General features: G+C 74.3%; 10 protein-coding genes and 1 pseudogene. 7 read left to right on the top strand and 4 right to left on the bottom strand.

Annotation, left to right across the window (positions count from 1 at the left end; genetic code table 11):
* Positions 1 to 46 precede the first annotated feature (46 nt).
* Positions 47 to 5,899: a TIR domain-containing protein gene (locus OG753_RS08910; RefSeq protein WP_405787986.1), complete on the top strand. Its 5,853-nt coding sequence runs from the start codon at positions 47 to 49 to the stop codon at positions 5,897 to 5,899.
* A 29-nt stretch (positions 5,900 to 5,928) separates the two neighbouring features.
* Positions 5,929 to 6,144 (top strand): annotated as a pseudogene (locus tag OG753_RS08905) (aminoglycoside phosphotransferase); the annotation flags it as partial.
* A gap of 16 nt (positions 6,145 to 6,160) precedes the next feature.
* Here OG753_RS08905 and OG753_RS08900 read toward each other — a convergent pair.
* Positions 6,161 to 6,751 carry a cysteine hydrolase family protein gene (locus OG753_RS08900; protein ID WP_405787984.1) on the bottom strand — a complete coding sequence of 197 codons (591 nt, stop codon included), beginning with the start codon at positions 6,749 to 6,751 and terminating at the stop codon, positions 6,161 to 6,163.
* A 162-nt stretch (positions 6,752 to 6,913) separates the two neighbouring features.
* Here OG753_RS08900 and OG753_RS08895 point away from each other — a divergent pair, with 162 nt between their 5' ends.
* Positions 6,914 to 7,906 carry a GlxA family transcriptional regulator gene (locus tag OG753_RS08895; RefSeq protein WP_405787983.1) on the top strand — a complete coding sequence of 331 codons (993 nt, stop codon included), beginning with the start codon at positions 6,914 to 6,916 and terminating at the stop codon, positions 7,904 to 7,906.
* Between the two features lie 82 nt (positions 7,907 to 7,988).
* Here the strand turns inward: OG753_RS08895 and OG753_RS08890 are convergent, their stop codons facing one another.
* Positions 7,989 to 8,744, bottom strand: coding sequence for an anti-sigma factor (locus tag OG753_RS08890; RefSeq protein ID WP_327261260.1), 756 nt, complete (start codon positions 8,742 to 8,744; stop codon positions 7,989 to 7,991).
* Positions 8,741 to 9,325, bottom strand: a complete 585-nt coding sequence (locus OG753_RS08885) for a sigma-70 family RNA polymerase sigma factor (RefSeq protein WP_327261259.1) — start codon at positions 9,323 to 9,325, stop codon at positions 8,741 to 8,743. The genes OG753_RS08890 and OG753_RS08885 overlap by 4 nt, the downstream gene beginning before the upstream one ends.
* A gap of 221 nt (positions 9,326 to 9,546) precedes the next feature.
* Between OG753_RS08885 and OG753_RS08880 the strand changes: the two genes are divergently transcribed.
* The 4 genes from OG753_RS08880 (at position 9,547) to OG753_RS08865 (ending at position 14,331) form a co-directional block, all read left to right on the top strand.
* The gene (locus OG753_RS08880; protein ID WP_327261258.1) at positions 9,547 to 10,185 is read left to right on the top strand and encodes a fasciclin domain-containing protein; all 639 of its coding nucleotides are present in this window, start codon (positions 9,547 to 9,549) and stop codon (positions 10,183 to 10,185) included.
* A 110-nt stretch (positions 10,186 to 10,295) separates the two neighbouring features.
* Positions 10,296 to 11,882 (top strand): SDR family oxidoreductase, encoded by a 1,587-nt coding sequence (locus tag OG753_RS08875; RefSeq protein ID WP_327261257.1) that lies wholly within the window; start codon positions 10,296 to 10,298, stop codon positions 11,880 to 11,882.
* Between the two features lie 73 nt (positions 11,883 to 11,955).
* Positions 11,956 to 13,335, top strand: a complete 1,380-nt coding sequence (locus OG753_RS08870; RefSeq protein ID WP_327261256.1) for a deoxyribodipyrimidine photo-lyase — start codon at positions 11,956 to 11,958, stop codon at positions 13,333 to 13,335.
* Between the two features lie 45 nt (positions 13,336 to 13,380).
* Entirely contained in the window at positions 13,381 to 14,331 is a 951-nt protein-coding gene (locus OG753_RS08865) for an alpha/beta hydrolase (RefSeq protein WP_327261255.1), read from the top strand.
* Here the strand turns inward: OG753_RS08865 and OG753_RS08860 are convergent.
* The gene (locus OG753_RS08860; protein ID WP_327261254.1) at positions 14,319 to 15,320 is read right to left on the bottom strand and encodes a MerR family transcriptional regulator; all 1,002 of its coding nucleotides are present in this window, start codon (positions 15,318 to 15,320) and stop codon (positions 14,319 to 14,321) included. The two genes, OG753_RS08865 and OG753_RS08860, sit on opposite strands and share 13 nt — an antisense overlap.
* Positions 15,321 to 15,352: the final 32 nt, after the last annotated feature.

Raw genomic sequence — 15,352 nt, 5'->3', positions numbered from 1 at the left:
TGCCGGGACGGGCCCGCAGGCGAGGGCACCGCCCTACGATGGAATCATGATGACGGACGGGCAATTCGGCGCTCCCGCAAGAGAGTTCGACTTCTTCATCAGCTACTCCCCGGCAGACGAACAGTGGGCCGTCTGGATCGCCTGGACCCTCGAGGAGGCCGGCTACCGCACGGTGGTGCAGGCCTGGGACTTCGTACCGGGAACCAACTTCATAGACTTCATGGACCGGGGGGTCAGCGAGTCCCTGGCGGTCATCGCCGTCCTGTCACGCCACTACGAGCGATCCACCTACGGTCGCATGGAATGGCAGGCCGCGCTCCGGGCCTCGCCCGAGTCGCCCGAACGGAGGCTGCTGACCGTCCGGGTGGACGAGATGCCGATCGAGGGCCTCCTCGCCACGATCACCTACGTCGACCTCGTCGGCGTGGCCGACATCGACGCGGCCCGCTCCCTGTTGCTGAACCGGGTCGGGCAGGCCGTCGACGGCCACGCCCGCCCGGGACGCCGTCCCGGCTTCCCCGGGAGCGGATCGGGCGCCGCCGTCCGCCACCGGGAGCAGCCGAATCCGGGCCGGCCCCAGCCGAGCGCGCTCGCCGGCCCGCCCTGGTCGGGCCGCAGACGGCCGGCCAGGGCGCCGCTCTATCCGCAGGCCGCCGCGACAGGCGCCGGCGCCGCCCAGGACGCCGTGACCGTCCTGCACCTGGCCGGGCCCGACTTCGGCCGCGGCCGCGAGCCCGACTCGCTCAGCCGCCAGATCCGCGGCGACCTCATCATGCTCAGGGACGCCGGCGCGCCCGCCCCCGATCTGCTGGTGGTGACCGGGGACCTCACCGCCTCCGGCAGCCCGCGCGAATGCGACCAGGCCCTCAGCTTCCTCACCGCCCTGCGGTCCCAGCTCGACCTGTCCCCCCAGCGGGTGATGGTGGTGCCCGGCGCCCAGGACGTGAACCAGGCCGCCTCCCAGGCGTACTTCCACACCTGCGAGGCCGACGAAGTCGCACCGCAGCCCCCGTACTGGCCCAAGTGGCGCCATTACACCCGGCTGTTCCGCGGCCTGTACCAGGGCCTGGACACCGTCTTCGACAGCGACCAGCCCTGGACCCTCTTCCCTGTGCCCGAACTGAGCACGGTCGTCGCCGGATTCAACTCCTCCATGGCCTACAGCCACCGCCCCGAGGAGCAGTACGGCTTCATCGGCCGCGACCAGGCCGCCTGGTTCGCCGAAGCCATGCGCCGGTACGAGGAGGAGGGCTGGCTGCGCATCGGCGCCCTCCGCCACCCGCTCACCGACGGCCGCCGCCCCGGCGACGCGGTCGGCGGCCCCGGCGGGCTGCGGGACGCCGACACCCTCGCCCGGCTGGCGGCCCCGAGGCTGCACCTCCTGCTGCACGGGCCGACCGGTGGCCCGCGCACCGCCACCGGGGACCCCAGCCGCAGCCGGCTCGCCGGCCCCGCCGGGGAACTGCCGCTGTTCGGCTCCGCGGCCCCCGCCAGGTTCCAGCTGCTCCAGGTCGGCGCCGAGGGCGTGACCCGCTGGGACGACCGGATCACCTCCGCGTCCGAGACCATCCCCGCCGCGTGGCGGCAGACCCGGCGGGTCTTCCCCGTACCGGAACTGCCCGCCGTCATCGACGCCCCGCGGACCACCGGGCGGGCTCCGCTGGACGATCCGGCCGCCTCGCTCGCCGAACGGGTCAAGGAGATCTGCCGGGTGCGCAGGGAGGGCGTACGGCTGCGCGACGTACCGCGCCGCGAACCGGGCGACATGGCGCAGATCATGGCCACCTGGCAGGAGCAGGAGGACGGCATCGTGCGGCAGCAGCGCATCGCCGTCCACCCCGGGCGCCCCACCGAGGAGGAGGTCGACCGCTTCATCGCCCAGGTGCACGCGACCGACACCGGCTCCGAGGCCGTCCTGGTGTACGCGGGCGACGCCCCCGCCGGCGGGCTGCGCCGCCGGGCCGCCGGCCACGGCGTCCGGGTCAGCGTGCGCAGCTTCATCGAGTTCCAGGGCCTGCTCGACCTCCGGGGCTACGTCGCCGTGCAGAGCGCCCGGCTCAGCGACAGCGAACAGTACGCCCCCGGCCTCTACCTCCCCCAGCGCTACCGTGACGCCGACCGCCCCGACGGCAGGGACGGTACCGGCCAGGAACGTGACGGACTCGTCGAGGAGCTGCTGGAGCTCCTGGAATCCGATCACGGCCGGTTCGTCCTGCTCCTCGGCGACTTCGGACACGGCAAGACCTTCGCCCTGCGCGAGCTCGCCCGCCGGATCCCCGAACAGCTCCCGCACCTGACCCCGCTGCTGATCCCGCTGAACTCCCTGGACCGGGCGCACAGCCTCGAAGGCCTCGTCGCCGCGCACCTGGCCGGCCACGACGTCGACACCATCGACCTGCGGGCCCTGCGTTACATGCTCGCGCAGGGCCGCGTCGTCCTGCTCTTCGACGGCTTCGACGAACTGGTCAACCGGGTCAGCTACGACCGGGCCGCCGACCACCTCCAGGTCCTCCTCGACGCGGCCGTCGACCACGCCAAGATCGTCGTCAGCAGCCGCACCCAGCACTTCAAGTCGCACGCCCAGGTCCTCACCGCGCTCGGCGAGCGCGTCGGCCTGCTCCCGCAGCGCCGGATCCTGGCCGTCGAGGGCTTCACCCCGGCGCAGATCCGCTCCTACCTGGTCCGCAGCTACGGCGACGAGGGCGCCGCCGACCGGCGCTACCAGCTCCTGCGGAACATCCCCGACCTGCTGATGCTCTGCCGCAACCCCCGGCTGCTCTCCTTCGTCGCCGACCTCAGCCAGGACCAGCTGCGCGCGGTCGCCGGAGCGGGCCGGGCGCTCAGCCCCGCCCGGCTGTACGAGGACGTGTTCACCTCCTGGCTCGGCCACGAGGAACGGCGCGGCCAGGGCGGCCCCGGCGCGCCGCCCGGCCTCACCGCCGACGAGCTGTGGGCGGCGGTCACCGCGCTGGCCTGGCGGCTGTGGGAGAGCGGACGCAGCGCCCTGCGGCTCGACGAGCTCACCGAGACCGTGGCCGGCACCCTCAGCGAACTCACCGAGTCCCCGCTCACCCCCTCCGAGCGCGCCCAGGCGGTCGGCGCGGGCAGTCTGCTGGTCCGCAGCGACGACGGGGTGTTCCAGTTCATCCACGGATCCGTCATCGAATGGCTCGTGGCGAGGGAGGCCGCCCGCCAGCTCGCCCTCGGCGCGCACACCCTGCTCCTCGCGCGCCCGCTCAGCCAGCTCGCCGTCGAGTTCTTCTGCGACCTCGCCGACCACGAACAGTGCGCCCGGTGGGTGCGCGACGTCCTCGACGCACCGGGCCGCGCCGTCAGCGAGGCCGCCCGGGCCAACGCCGTGCGGATCTCCGACCGGCTCCGCGTCCCCGCCAACGCCGATCTGCGGGGCGCCCGGCTGGCCGGTGAGGACCTCTCGCACCGCGACTTCTCCGGCGTCGACCTCACCGACGCCGATCTGACCGACGCCCGCCTGATCGGCGCGAACCTCTCCGGCGCCCTGCTGCGGCGCACCCGGCTCACCGGCGCCCGCCTCGACGGGACCGACCTCAGCCGCGCCGACCTCACCGGCGCGAACCTCAGCCGGGCCCGGCTCACCCGTGCCGACCTGCGGGGCGCCCTGCTGACCGGAAGCCGCTGGCACCGGGCCGCGCTCATCGACGTGACGATGGACGACGGGACCCGGTCCGCCCCCGAGCTCGGGACCGCCGCGATCGCCCCCGGGATGCCGGTCGACGCCGGGTTCCGGCCCTCCGCCGTCGGCGTCCCGTACGGCTTCGGCATGCGCACCAGCCGCCTGCCCGAACCCATCGCGTACAGCGCCGACGGCGAACTCCTCGCGGTCGGCAGCGAGGACGGCTCCATCCTGGTCTGCGGCGCCGACGACGGCCGGGCGGTGCGCACCCTCCAGGGACACGAAGGACGCGTGTACGCGGTGAAGTTCCGGGCGGACGTCATCGCCACCGGCGGCTCCGACGGCGCGGTGCGGCTCTGGGACCCGGTCACCGGAGCGTGCCGCCACCACCTGCGGGTCCACCCCGACGGAGTGTGGCCGGTCTCCTTCGACGCCGACGGCACCCTGCTCGCCACCGGAGACCGCGAGGGCCTGGTCACGGTCTGGGACGTGGCCACCGGCGAGCCCGTGCACCGGATGCCGGGCCACACCGCTCCCGTCTACACGGCGGTCTACGGCCCGGACGGCCTGCTGCTCACCGGGGACGCGAACGCGACGGTACGGCTCTGGGACCTGAACACCGGGCACTGCGTCCGGGAGATCGAGGGCCATCAAGGAGCCGTCTACCGCGCCCGGTTCAGCCCCGACGGGACCCTCTTCGCCACCGCCGACCGGGGCGGGGCCGGACAGGGCGGCACGGTGCGGATCCGGCGCACCGCCGACGCGCGGCTGCTGCACGAGTTCACCGGACACACCGGCCGGGTGTACGTCCTCGACTTCCACCCCGACGGGACCCTCCTCGCAAGCGGTGACACCGACGGCCAGGTGCGCCTGTGGGACCCGGTGGTGGGCACCCCCGCCGGAATACTCGAACGGGGCACCGGAGCCGTCTACCAGGTGCTGTTCGGCGACGACGGGAAACTCCTCGCGGCCTGCGACAGCAATGGCGCCGTCCGGCTGTGGACGGTCACCGGGCGCCCCCACGGACACACGATCGCCCTCCACCCCCAGCAGCCGACCGAGCACCGCGGCACCGCCTGGGCCTGCGCCTTCCGGCCCGGCGACAGCCAGCTGCTCACCGTCGGCAACGACGGCGGGGCCCAGATCTGGGACGCCGCCACCGGCCAGGGCAAGCGCATCCTGCGCGGCCACGGCCGCCGGATCAGCGGTGTCGCCTTCAGCGCGGACGGCACGCAGCTCGCGGCGGCCGGCAACGACGGGGTCGTACGGCTCTGGGAGGCGGGCACGGGACGGCGTACGCACGAACTCACCGGCCGCGGCGACCGGCTGGTCTCGGCGGCGTTCAGTCCGGCCGGAGCCGTGCTCGCCACGGCCAGCAACGACGGCGACATGTACCTGTGGGACCCGGTGGGCGGCACCTATCTGCGGGAACTCGACGCCGAGACCGAGCACGTCTGGGCGGAGGCCTTCAACGCCGACGGCACCCTGCTCGCCACCGCCAACGACGACGATTCCGTCCGCGTCTGGTTCCGGCCCACGGGTTCCCCCGTCTCCGCGCTGACCGGGCACCGGGGCCGGGTCCGCTCGATCACCTTCCGCTCGGACGCCGATGTCCTGGCCACCGGCTGCGACGACAGTTTCGTACGGGTGTGGGACGCCCGGAACGGCGCTCTCCTGCAGCAGCTCGGCGGGCATGCCGACCGGGTGTACGGCGTCGCCTACGGCCCGGGCGGGGCCTGGCTCGCCAGCGCGAGCTGGGACGGTACGGCCATCGTCTGGCGGGACGGGCAGGCCGGTCCACGCCTGCGCGGGCGGGGCGGCCGGCTGTGGGCGGTGGCCGCCCATCCGAGCCGCCCGCTGGTGGCCACCGGGGGCGATGACCGGTCCGTCTGCCTGTGGAACGCCGAGACGGGCGAGCACGTCGGCGACCTCGTCGGGCACACCGGCCGGGTGCTCTCGCTCGCCTTCTCCCCGGACGGCACGACCCTGGCGAGCGGCGCCGAGGACGGCACCGTACGGCTCTGGAACCTCCCGGCGGACGGGGACCCGGAGCCGGCGTCCCTGCGGGCGACGCTGATGGGCATGGAGGGCGGCTGGGCGGCGCTGACACCGTCCGGCGGATACAAGTACGAGGGTGATGTGGCCGGCGAGTTCTGGCACGTCGTGGGCATGTCCCGGTTCACCCCGGGGGAGCTCGACGCGTACCTGCCGGGTATCCACCGGCTGCCGCTCGGCGAGGAGCTCTGACGCCCCGACGGCCGGGCCGCCCCCTGGACCTGCTCCCGGACGGGGTCGTCGACCGCTTCCGCGCCGCCCGCCGGCCGGCCGTGGACGCCGCGACCCTGCCCCGCGCCCGCGGCTGGGCGGCGCAGCGAGCCCTCGGCGGCGTCCTCGTCGGCGAGGCCGGCGTCCGCGGCCGCCCGGGCGGCAAGCCCACCTGGGGCCCACCCGCCCGGGACGCACTGCGACGCCTCGTGGCGACGGCGGGCTGACGGACCGGCGGTCGCCTCAGCCGAGGGAGGAGACGGACGGGACGACGACCCCGTAGAGATCGGCGATCGTCGCGAGCGCGGCGTGGTGGAGCTGTTCGGCGGACACCTCGGCCACCGCCGTCCGCAGCGGCCGGGTCGCACACGCGTCCGCGACCACCGTGGGCCGGTTGCCCCGCAGGAAGGCCCCCTCCGCGGTGAAGGTCACGCACATGTGGGTCATGAACCCGGCGAGTATGACGTCCTTGTGGCCGGCGGCGTCGACGTGGTCGCCCAGGTCGGTGTCCACGAAGGCGTTGGGGACCGCCTTGACGACCACGGCCTCGCCTTCCGCCGGAGCCACCCGGGGGTGGATCCGGCCGATCTCGGCCCGGATGTCGTACGGGCCTCCCTCGCCGCCGTCGTTGATCACATGGATCACCTTCGCCCCGGTCTCACGGGCCCGGGCCAGCAAGGCGGCGCCCGCGTCGACGGCGGCCTCCCACCCCGTCAGCTCCATCACGCCCCGGGTGTAGGTGTTCTGGTAGTCGATCAGGATCAGCGTCGCCGCGGCCGGTGACGCCGGGCTCGGGTCGAGGCCGCTCAGATCGCGCAGGGTCGTCCTGGACATGGAAATGCCCTCCTGGGGTGTCGCTTCGAGAGGTTCCAGCCGCAGTGCGGCGGCTGTGTCTCCACGCTAGGAGCCACCCCTGATGTCGGCAATGTCATCCAACCTGCAGAAACCGACATACCGTGGGGCCCGACAGGCTTCCTCGCACCGAACGGAGACCCCTTGAGCACCGTGGAACGGTTCGTCGTCGTCGTCCTCTTCGACGGTGTCGACCTGCTCGACGTGACCGGCCCGCCCGAGGTCTTCGCCCTGCTGCGGCGCGAGGTGGGCGACGCGACGGGCTACCGCGTGGCCCTCGCCGCCGAGACCCTGGACCCGGTCACCACCTCCGCCGGGGTCCGGATCCTGCCCGATCTCACCCTCGGGGAGGTGGCGGGCCGGAGCATCGACACCCTGCTGGTGCCCGGATCGGTCGAGGTCGACGACCGGGGCCGCATCCGCGCCCTCGCCGACCCCACGGTGGTCGACCGGGTCCGGACCCTCGCCGCCACGAGCCGGCGCGTCGCGTCCGTCTGCGTGGGCGCGCACATCCTCGCGGACGCCGGGCTGCTGGACGGCAGGCGGGCCACGACCCACTGGTCGACCGCGCAGCAACTCGCGGACGAACACCCGTCCGTCGAGGTCGACGCGGATCCGATCTTCATCCGGGACGAGGCGGTGTGGACCGGCGCCGGGATCAGCGCCTGCCTCGACCTCTCGCTCGCCCTCGTCGCCGAGGACTTCGGCGAGACCGTCGCGCTGCGCGTCGCCCGGCAGCTGGTGATGTACCTGAAGCGGCCCGGCGGGCAGAGCCAGTTCAGCGTTCCGCTCGAACCCCTGTCGACCACACGGCGCATCGAGGACCTCCGTCACTACATCACGCGGAACATCGCCGGGGAGCTGAGCGTCGCCGACCTCGCCGAGCAGGCACACGTCGGCGAACGGCAGCTCGCCAGGATCTTCAGGACGGAGCTGGGGACGACGCCGGCCGCATACATCGAGTCGGCCCGCGTCGAAGTGGCGCGCAACCGGCTGGAGTCGACGGACGACACCCTCGAACGCGTCGCGACGGTCTGCGGGTTCAACACCACCGACACCCTCGTGCGCGCCTTCCGGCGCAAGCTCGACACGACACCGACGGAGTACCGCAGCCGCTTCCGGTCGCTCTCCGCCTGAACGGCAGCCGTACGGGGCCCCGGGGGCCGTACGGGGCCGGCCCGGGGCCGTCCGGGAGACGGCCCGGACGGCCCCGGCTCGCTCAGGCCGCGGGGAAGCCCAGCAGGGCCACCGGCTGGGAGGTCGGCTGCGGCGAGCCGCCGGCCGGCTCGACGGTGACGCCCATCCCCGTCGCCCCGTTGACCGGGCCGGCGAGCAGGGTGGCCGCCGCCGGGCTGCCGGTGTCCATCAGGCCCGCCGAACGCATCTTCCCGCCGTCGGCGTACCAGAGCTGGTACACCTTGCCGGCGGGCGGCGCCGGCAAGCCGGAGGCCGCGAAGACCGCCTGGTTGCGGGAGTCGGAGACGACCACCGTGCCGACGGCGCCGCCCCGCAGGGGAGCGGTGGCCACCCGGGCGTCGGCGGCCGAGAGGATCGCCCCCACCGCGTCGTTCACGCTGCGCGCCTGCAGCGCCTGCTGCCGGGCCTCCTCGGCCCGTTCGTACTGCGACACCGCGACGCCGCCGAGCGCGACGGCACCCGCGAGGCAGGCCGCGAGCGCCCAGTTCGTAGCCGGCCGCCAGCGGGGCCGTACGTGGCCGCCGCGGCCGGACCTCACCGTCGCGGGCGGTTCCTGGCGGACCGTCGCGATCCGGCGCATCACCTCGTCGCGCAGCGCGGCGCTCGGGGGCGCGGCGACGGCGAGCCCGAGGCGCGTGACGGTCTCGGAGAACTCCCGGACCTCCTGCGCGCAGGGGGAACAGTCGGTGAGGTGCCGCTCGACGGCGGCCCGCTCGCCCGGTTCCAGGGCGTCGAGCACGTAGGCGCCCGTCAACGTGTGCAGATCCGAGGTGTTCACCCGGCCACCCCCAGGCAGTCACGGAGCCGGATGAGCCCGTCGCGCAGCCGTGTCTTCACGGTACCCAACGGAAGGGCCAGCAACTCCGCGACCTCCCGGTGGGTCAGGCCGCGGTAGTACGCCAGAGTGACCGACTGCCGCTGCAGTTCGCTGAGTCCGTGCAGACAGCGCCGCACCTGCTCGCGCTCCAGCCGGCTCTCCACCTGCTCCACCACCTCGTCGTAGGCCGTGGTGTGGTCCAGCAGCGCCGCCCGCTTCTCACGGTTGGTCGACGCCTGCGCGGAACGCACCCGGTCGACGGCCCGCCGGTGGGCCAGGGTCAGCACCCAGTTCATCACGGAGCCCCGCGCGGGCTGGTAGCGGGCGGCGGTCCGCCAGAGCTCGACCAGTACCTCCTGGGCGACCTCCTCCGACTGGGCCGGGTCCCGCAGCACGGTGCGGACCAGGCCGAGGACGGGGCCGGACACGGCCTCGAACACGACCGTGAAGGCCTGCTGATCACCGCGGGCCACCCGGCCCATCAGCTCCGGCAGGTCGGGAGCGGCCGACGGGTGTCGGCCTATGCGCACGTTCTCTCTCACCGGGGAGGTCCTCCAGGAGTACTCGGTTGCACAGCTCATTCGGAGCCGCGGGCGGGCCGGATCGGTCTCGACGGACATTGTTTTTCGGCGGTCACCGGAAGTCTTTCGCCAGCCTGTGCGGGTCGCCGTTCGTTCGGGTGATGGGGCCATCCGGATGAGGGCCGGCGGCGAATGGGCTTCGTGATTCACCGATGGGTGAGTCAGCAGACCCAGGAGAGACCATGAGCATCCAGACCTTCCGCCGCGCCGCCCTCGCCGTCACCGCCGCGGTACTGCTTCCGCTGGCACTGTCGGCCTGTTCGGAGGAGAGTACGAGCAAGGAAGGGTCCGCCGCGCCCGATGCCGTTTCCTCCCCCGAGCCGATCGGCGACGCGGATGCGGTCGCGGGCGCTCCGTTCGGCCCGGCGTGCGCCTCCGTGCCGAAGAGCGGTGCGGGCTCCTTCAGCGGTATGGCGCAGGACCCGGTCGCCACCGCCGCCTCGAACAATCCGGCGCTGTCCACGCTGGTGACCGCCGTGAAGAAGGCGGGCCTGGTGGACACCCTGAACAACGCCCGGAACATCACGGTGTTCGCGCCGACCAACGACGCGTTCGCGAAGATCCCCAAGGCGGACCTGGACAAGGTCCTGGCCGACAAGGAGACCCTGACCAAGATCCTCACCTACCACGTGGTGGGTGAGCGGCTCGCTCCGAAGCAGCTGGACAACGGCTCCTTCACGACCCTCCAGAAGGGCATGGTCACCACCATGGGCTCGGGTACGGACTACATGGTGAACAACTCCGCCAAGGTCGTCTGCGGCAACGTCCCCACCGCCAACGCGACCGTCTACATCGTCGACACGGTCCTCATGCCGAAGTAGGCGCGGTCCCGCACGATCAACTCGTGGGAGGCGGTCCGTGCATCCAGCCGGACCGCGCCCCCGGAAGAGCTCCGGGGGACACACCCGCGACGGCGGATCGGAGCGAGCCCATGACGGACGCACAAGGACTCCCGGCCCCGGGCCCCGGCCCGGAACCGGCCCCCGGCCCGGAACCGGCCCCGGGCTCTCGGTGCCTGGTCACCGGAGCCACCGGCTACATCGGCGGCCGGCTGGTCCCCGAGCTCCTCAAGGCGGGCCACACAGTGCGCTGCCTGGCCCGCACCCCGGCGAAACTGCGCGACCACCCCTGGGCCGGGCAGGCGGAGATCGTCCGCGGTGATGTCACCGACGCCGCGTCGCTCGCCACCGCCCTGCGGGACGTCGACGTCGCCTACTACCTCGTGCACGCCCTCGGCACCGGGCGCGACTTCGAGCGCACCGACCGCCTGGCCGCGCAGACCTTCGCCGAACAGGCCCGCGCCGCCGGCGTCCGCCGCATCGTCTACCTGGGCGGACTCACCCCGCGCGGAGTCCCCGACCACGACCTCTCGCCCCATCTGCGCTCCCGAGCCGAGGTCGGGCAGATCCTCCTGGACTCCGGGGTACCCACCACCGTGCTCCGCGCCGCCGTCATCATCGGCTCCGGCTCGGCCTCCTTCGAGATGCTCCGCTACCTGACCGAGCGGCTGCCCGTGATGGTCACCCCGAGCTGGGTGCGCACCCGTATCCAGCCCATCGCCGTCCGCGACGTGCTGCGCTACCTCGTCGGCAGCGCCGGCATGCCCGCGGAGGTCAGCCGCGCCTTCGACATCGGCGGCCCCGACGTCCTCACGTACCTCGAGATGATGCGCCGCTACGCCCGCGTCGACGGGCTGCCCCAGCGGCTCATCCTCCCCGTACCGGTCCTCACACCGAGGCTCTCCAGCCACTGGGTCGGGCTGGTCACCCCCGTGCCCCGCGCCATCGCCCGCCCGCTCGCCGAGTCGCTCAAGTACGAGGTCGTCTGCGACGAGCACGACATCGCCACCTGGGTGCCCGATCGGCCCGGCACCCCCCTCGACTTCGACACGGCCCTCACCTACGCCCTCCAGAAGGTCCGCGACGCGCAGGTCATCACCCGCTGGTCCTCGGCCTCCGTCCCCGGAGCGCCCAGCGACCCCCTGCCCACCGACCCCGACTGGGCCGGCGGCAGCCTCTACTCCGACGAGCGCGAGCGGACCGTCGACGCCTCGCCGCAGGCCCTGTGGCGGGTCGTGGAGGGGATCGGCGGCGACAACGGCTGGTACTCCTTCCCGCTCGCCTGGGCCGTCCGGGGCTGGCTGGACCGGCTCGTCGGGGGAGTCGGACTGCGCCGGGGCCGCCGGGACGCCGCACGCCTGCGGGTCGGGGACTCCCTGGACTTCTGGAGGGTGGAGGAGATCGAACGCGGCCGGCTGCTCCGCCTGCGGGCCGAAATGCGGCTGCCCGGCCTCGCCTGGCTGGAGATGTACACCGAGAGCGACGAGGAGGGGCGGACCCGCTACCGGCAGCGGGCGCTCTTCCACCCGCGCGGCCTCGCGGGGCACCTGTACTGGTGGAGCGTCTCGCCGTTCCACGCCGCGGTCTTCGGCGGCATGGCCCGCAAGATCGCGCGTACGGCGGAGGCGGACGCCGAGGGCCGCCCCGCTGCATCCGCCGCGCCCGCACGCGCCGAATGACAGGGCAAGCCCAGCCCAGCCACCACCGCGCGCGCCGGAGCCCGTCCGGTGGCCCGATGCCAGGAGCAGCATCATGAACGTCTCGGTCGTCCTGTACACCTCGGACCTGCGCGTCCACGACCATCCGCCGCTGCGCGCCGCGCTGGGCCAGGGGAACGAGACCGTCCCGCTCTTCGTCCGGGACCCGGCGGTGGACCGCGCGGGCTTCGCGGCGCCCAACCGGCTCGCCTTCCTCGCGGACTGCCTGGCAGGTCTCGACTCCGGGCTGCGCGAGCGCGGCGGCCGGCTCGTCGTCCGCTCGGGGGACCCCGTGGCCGAGGTGTGCGCCGTCGTACGGGAGGCCGAAGCCGACGAGGTGCACATGGCGGCCGGCTGCAGCGCGTTCGCCCTGCGGCGAGAGCAGCGCCTGCGCAGTGCCCTGGAGGCCGACGGGCGGCGCCTGTACGTCCACGACGGCGTGGTCACCGCCCTGCCCGCCGGGGCCGTGACACCGAGCGGATCCGATCACTTCGCCGTCTTCACCCCGTACTTCCGGCGCTGGTCGGCGGAGCGGCTGCGCGAGCCGCTCGCGGCGCCGCAGGAGGTCCGGGTGCCCGGGGCGATCCGCTCCGAGGCCGTGCCGTCCCGGGCGGACGGGCCGTCCGCCTCCGAGGGGCTGGTCACCGGGGGCGAGCGGGAGGGCCGGCAGCGGCTCACCGACTGGCTGGGCAAGCACGCCGACGGGTACGAGGAGGGGCACGACGACCTCCCCGGTGACGTCACCTCCCGCCTCTCCCCGTACATCCACTTCGGGGCGGTCTCGGCGGCCGAGGCGGTGCACCGTGCGCGGTCCCGGGGCGGTGCGGGTGCCGAGGCCTTCGTACGGCAGCTCTGCTGGCGCGACTTCCAGTACCAGCTGCTCGCCGCCCGCCCCGGCGCCGCCGGCGAGGACTACCGCACCCGGTCCGACCGGTGGCGGCGCGGCAAGGCGGCCGAGGCCGACCTGCGCGCGTGGAAGGAGGGCCGCACCGGCTATCCCGTGATCGACGCGGCCATGCGGCAGCTCGCCCACGAGGGCTGGATGCCGGGCCGCGGCCGGCTGCTCGCCGCGTCCTTCCTGACCAAGACGCTGTACATCGACTGGCGTGCCGGGGCCCGTCACTTCCTCGACCTGCTGGTCGACGGGGACGTCGCCAACAACCAGCTCAACTGGCAGTGGGTGGCCGGGACCGGTACCGACAGCCGTCCCAACCGGGTGCTCAACCCGGTGATCCAGGGCAAGCGGTACGACCCCGACGGCGCGTACGTGCGGCGCTGGGTTCCCGAACTCGCCGGGCTGCAGGGCCCCTCGGTCCACGAGCCGTGGCAGCTGCCCGGCCTCGAACGGGCCCGGTACGACTACCCGGACCCGCTGGTCGGCCTCCCGGAGGGACTGGCACGCTTCCGGCAGGCCCGCGGCAAGGACGGTCCCTGACACCACCGGCTGTCGGTGCCCACCGCCGGGTGCCAGACTGGACAGATGTGGGCAAGAGGCCCGGTCCGGGCCCGTCGGGTGCCCGCCGCCCTCGTCGCCCTCGCCGTGTCGTGCGCGATGCTCGCAGGGGCGGGACCCGTGGCGGCAGTACCCGTGGCGGCGGACGGCGGGGACGGTTCCGGACGGCTGGTGGACATCGGTGACGGCCGTCGCGTGCTGCTGGACTGCCGCGGATCCGGGTCCCCGACGGTCGTGCTCGTGTCCGGGGCGCAAGGGGCGTCGGACGAGTGGACGCACGTCGTGGACGCCGCGCACCCCGAGGCCGGCCCGAGGCCGGACGCCTCGGCGGTGCTCACGACGCTCGCCCGCTCCACACGTGTCTGCGCCTACGACCGGCCCGGCACCACCCGGCTCGACGGGACGCCGAACCGCTCGACGCGGACGCCTTCGCCCACCACGGCGGCCGCGGGCGTCCGGGACCTGCGGGCGCTGCTTGCCGCGGCCGGTGAGCACCCGCCGTACGTGCTGGTCGGTGCCTCGTGGGGCGCGATGATCGCCTCGCTGTTCGCGCGCACCGAACCGGCGCGGACCGCCGGGGTGGTGACCGTCGACGGCGCCTCCCCCTTCCTGGAGGACACCCTGACACCGGCCCAGTGGTCGGCGTGGATGGACAGGATCCGGACGGCGGACCGGGGGAAGGGCCTCGAAGCACCCGACTACCCCGCCGCCGTGCGGGAGGTCGAGGGGGCGCCGGCCCTGCGGCGCGACCTGCCCGCCGTCGTGCTCACCTCCGACCACCCGTGGGACCTCGGAGTCGGTGGCGGTTCGACCTGGCCGGCCTGGCTGGCCGCCCAGCGGCGCCTGGCCGGCGAGCTGCGCGCCCGGCACGTCACGGACACCGACAGCGGCCACGGCATCGCCGTCGAGCAGCCGCAGCTCGTCGCGGAGGCGGTGCGCGGGGTCGTCGACCGGGCCCGCGCCGCTCAGGAGCGCTGAGGCACCGCTCCCGCCGCCGCGGCCTCGCACAGCCCGCGCAGCAGGGCCAGGGCCTCCCGCAGCCCGCCGGGGCGCAGCATGCCCGGGGCGGGCGCGGGCCCCGCCCAGCCGGGGCCCGCGAGGAGGACCGTGGTCCGGGCCCGGGCGCCCTTGACCCCCCATGCGGTGTCGGCGACGTGCCGGGCGAGGGCGTGGTGCGCGGTGGAGCGGGCCTGGGCCCACAGCACGACCGCGGCGGGACCGATCCGGCGTACGGCCTGGGTGAGCGCCTCGGGCGGCACGGCCGCCCCGAACATCCGGGCGGGCAGGCCGAGTTCGGCCAGTCCGGCGGCCAGGGCCTCCAGCGGGAGCGTGTGCTGCTCGCCCGGTACGCACGCCAGCAGGATCGGGGGAGCGGCCGCCCGGGGGCCGGACAATGCGCCGATGCTCACACGGCGCAGCGCGGTCGAGACGTGCCAGGACAGCAGGTGCTCGACCTCGACGTACTGGTCGCCCGAGGTCTCCCACTTGCGCCCCACGGCGTGCAGGGTCGGCACCATCACCTCCTCCCAGGTGGTGACCAGGCCGTATTCGGCGATCAGGGAGCCCAGCATCTCGTCCATCGTCGGCGAATCGAGGCGCACGGCGGCCCGGCCCAGCCCCCGGCACTCCTGGCGCACGTCGCCCAGCGGCAGCCCGTTGCCCGATCCCGGCTGACGGCCCGGTGCCGTGGGCGTGTCGGGCGCGGGGGCTCCCGACCCGGTCCGGGCGGCGCGCGCCGCCTCCGCCGGCGGCACCCCCGACGCGGTCAGGCGGCACATTTCCTGCAGGACGGCGATGTCCGCGGGGGTCCACCGCCGGTGCCGGCCGTCCTCGCGGGCGGCCGGCCCGATCCCGTACCGCCGGTCCCAGGAGCGCAGTGTCGTGGGGGCGACTCCCAGCCGGCGTGCCACGGCCCCGGTCGTGACACCGTGCACGGCCTCGGCGGGCCGCTGTGCGGTCTCGTTCATGGATCCATCATGCGACGCACAACCGATGCGAG

This window comes from Streptomyces sp. NBC_00029 (genome assembly GCF_045160505.1).
In the GTDB taxonomy this organism is placed as follows: Bacteria; Actinomycetota; Actinomycetes; order Streptomycetales; family Streptomycetaceae; genus Streptomyces.
Note: the sequence above shows the minus strand (reverse complement) of the source record. Positions and strands in the feature narration are given on the sequence as shown.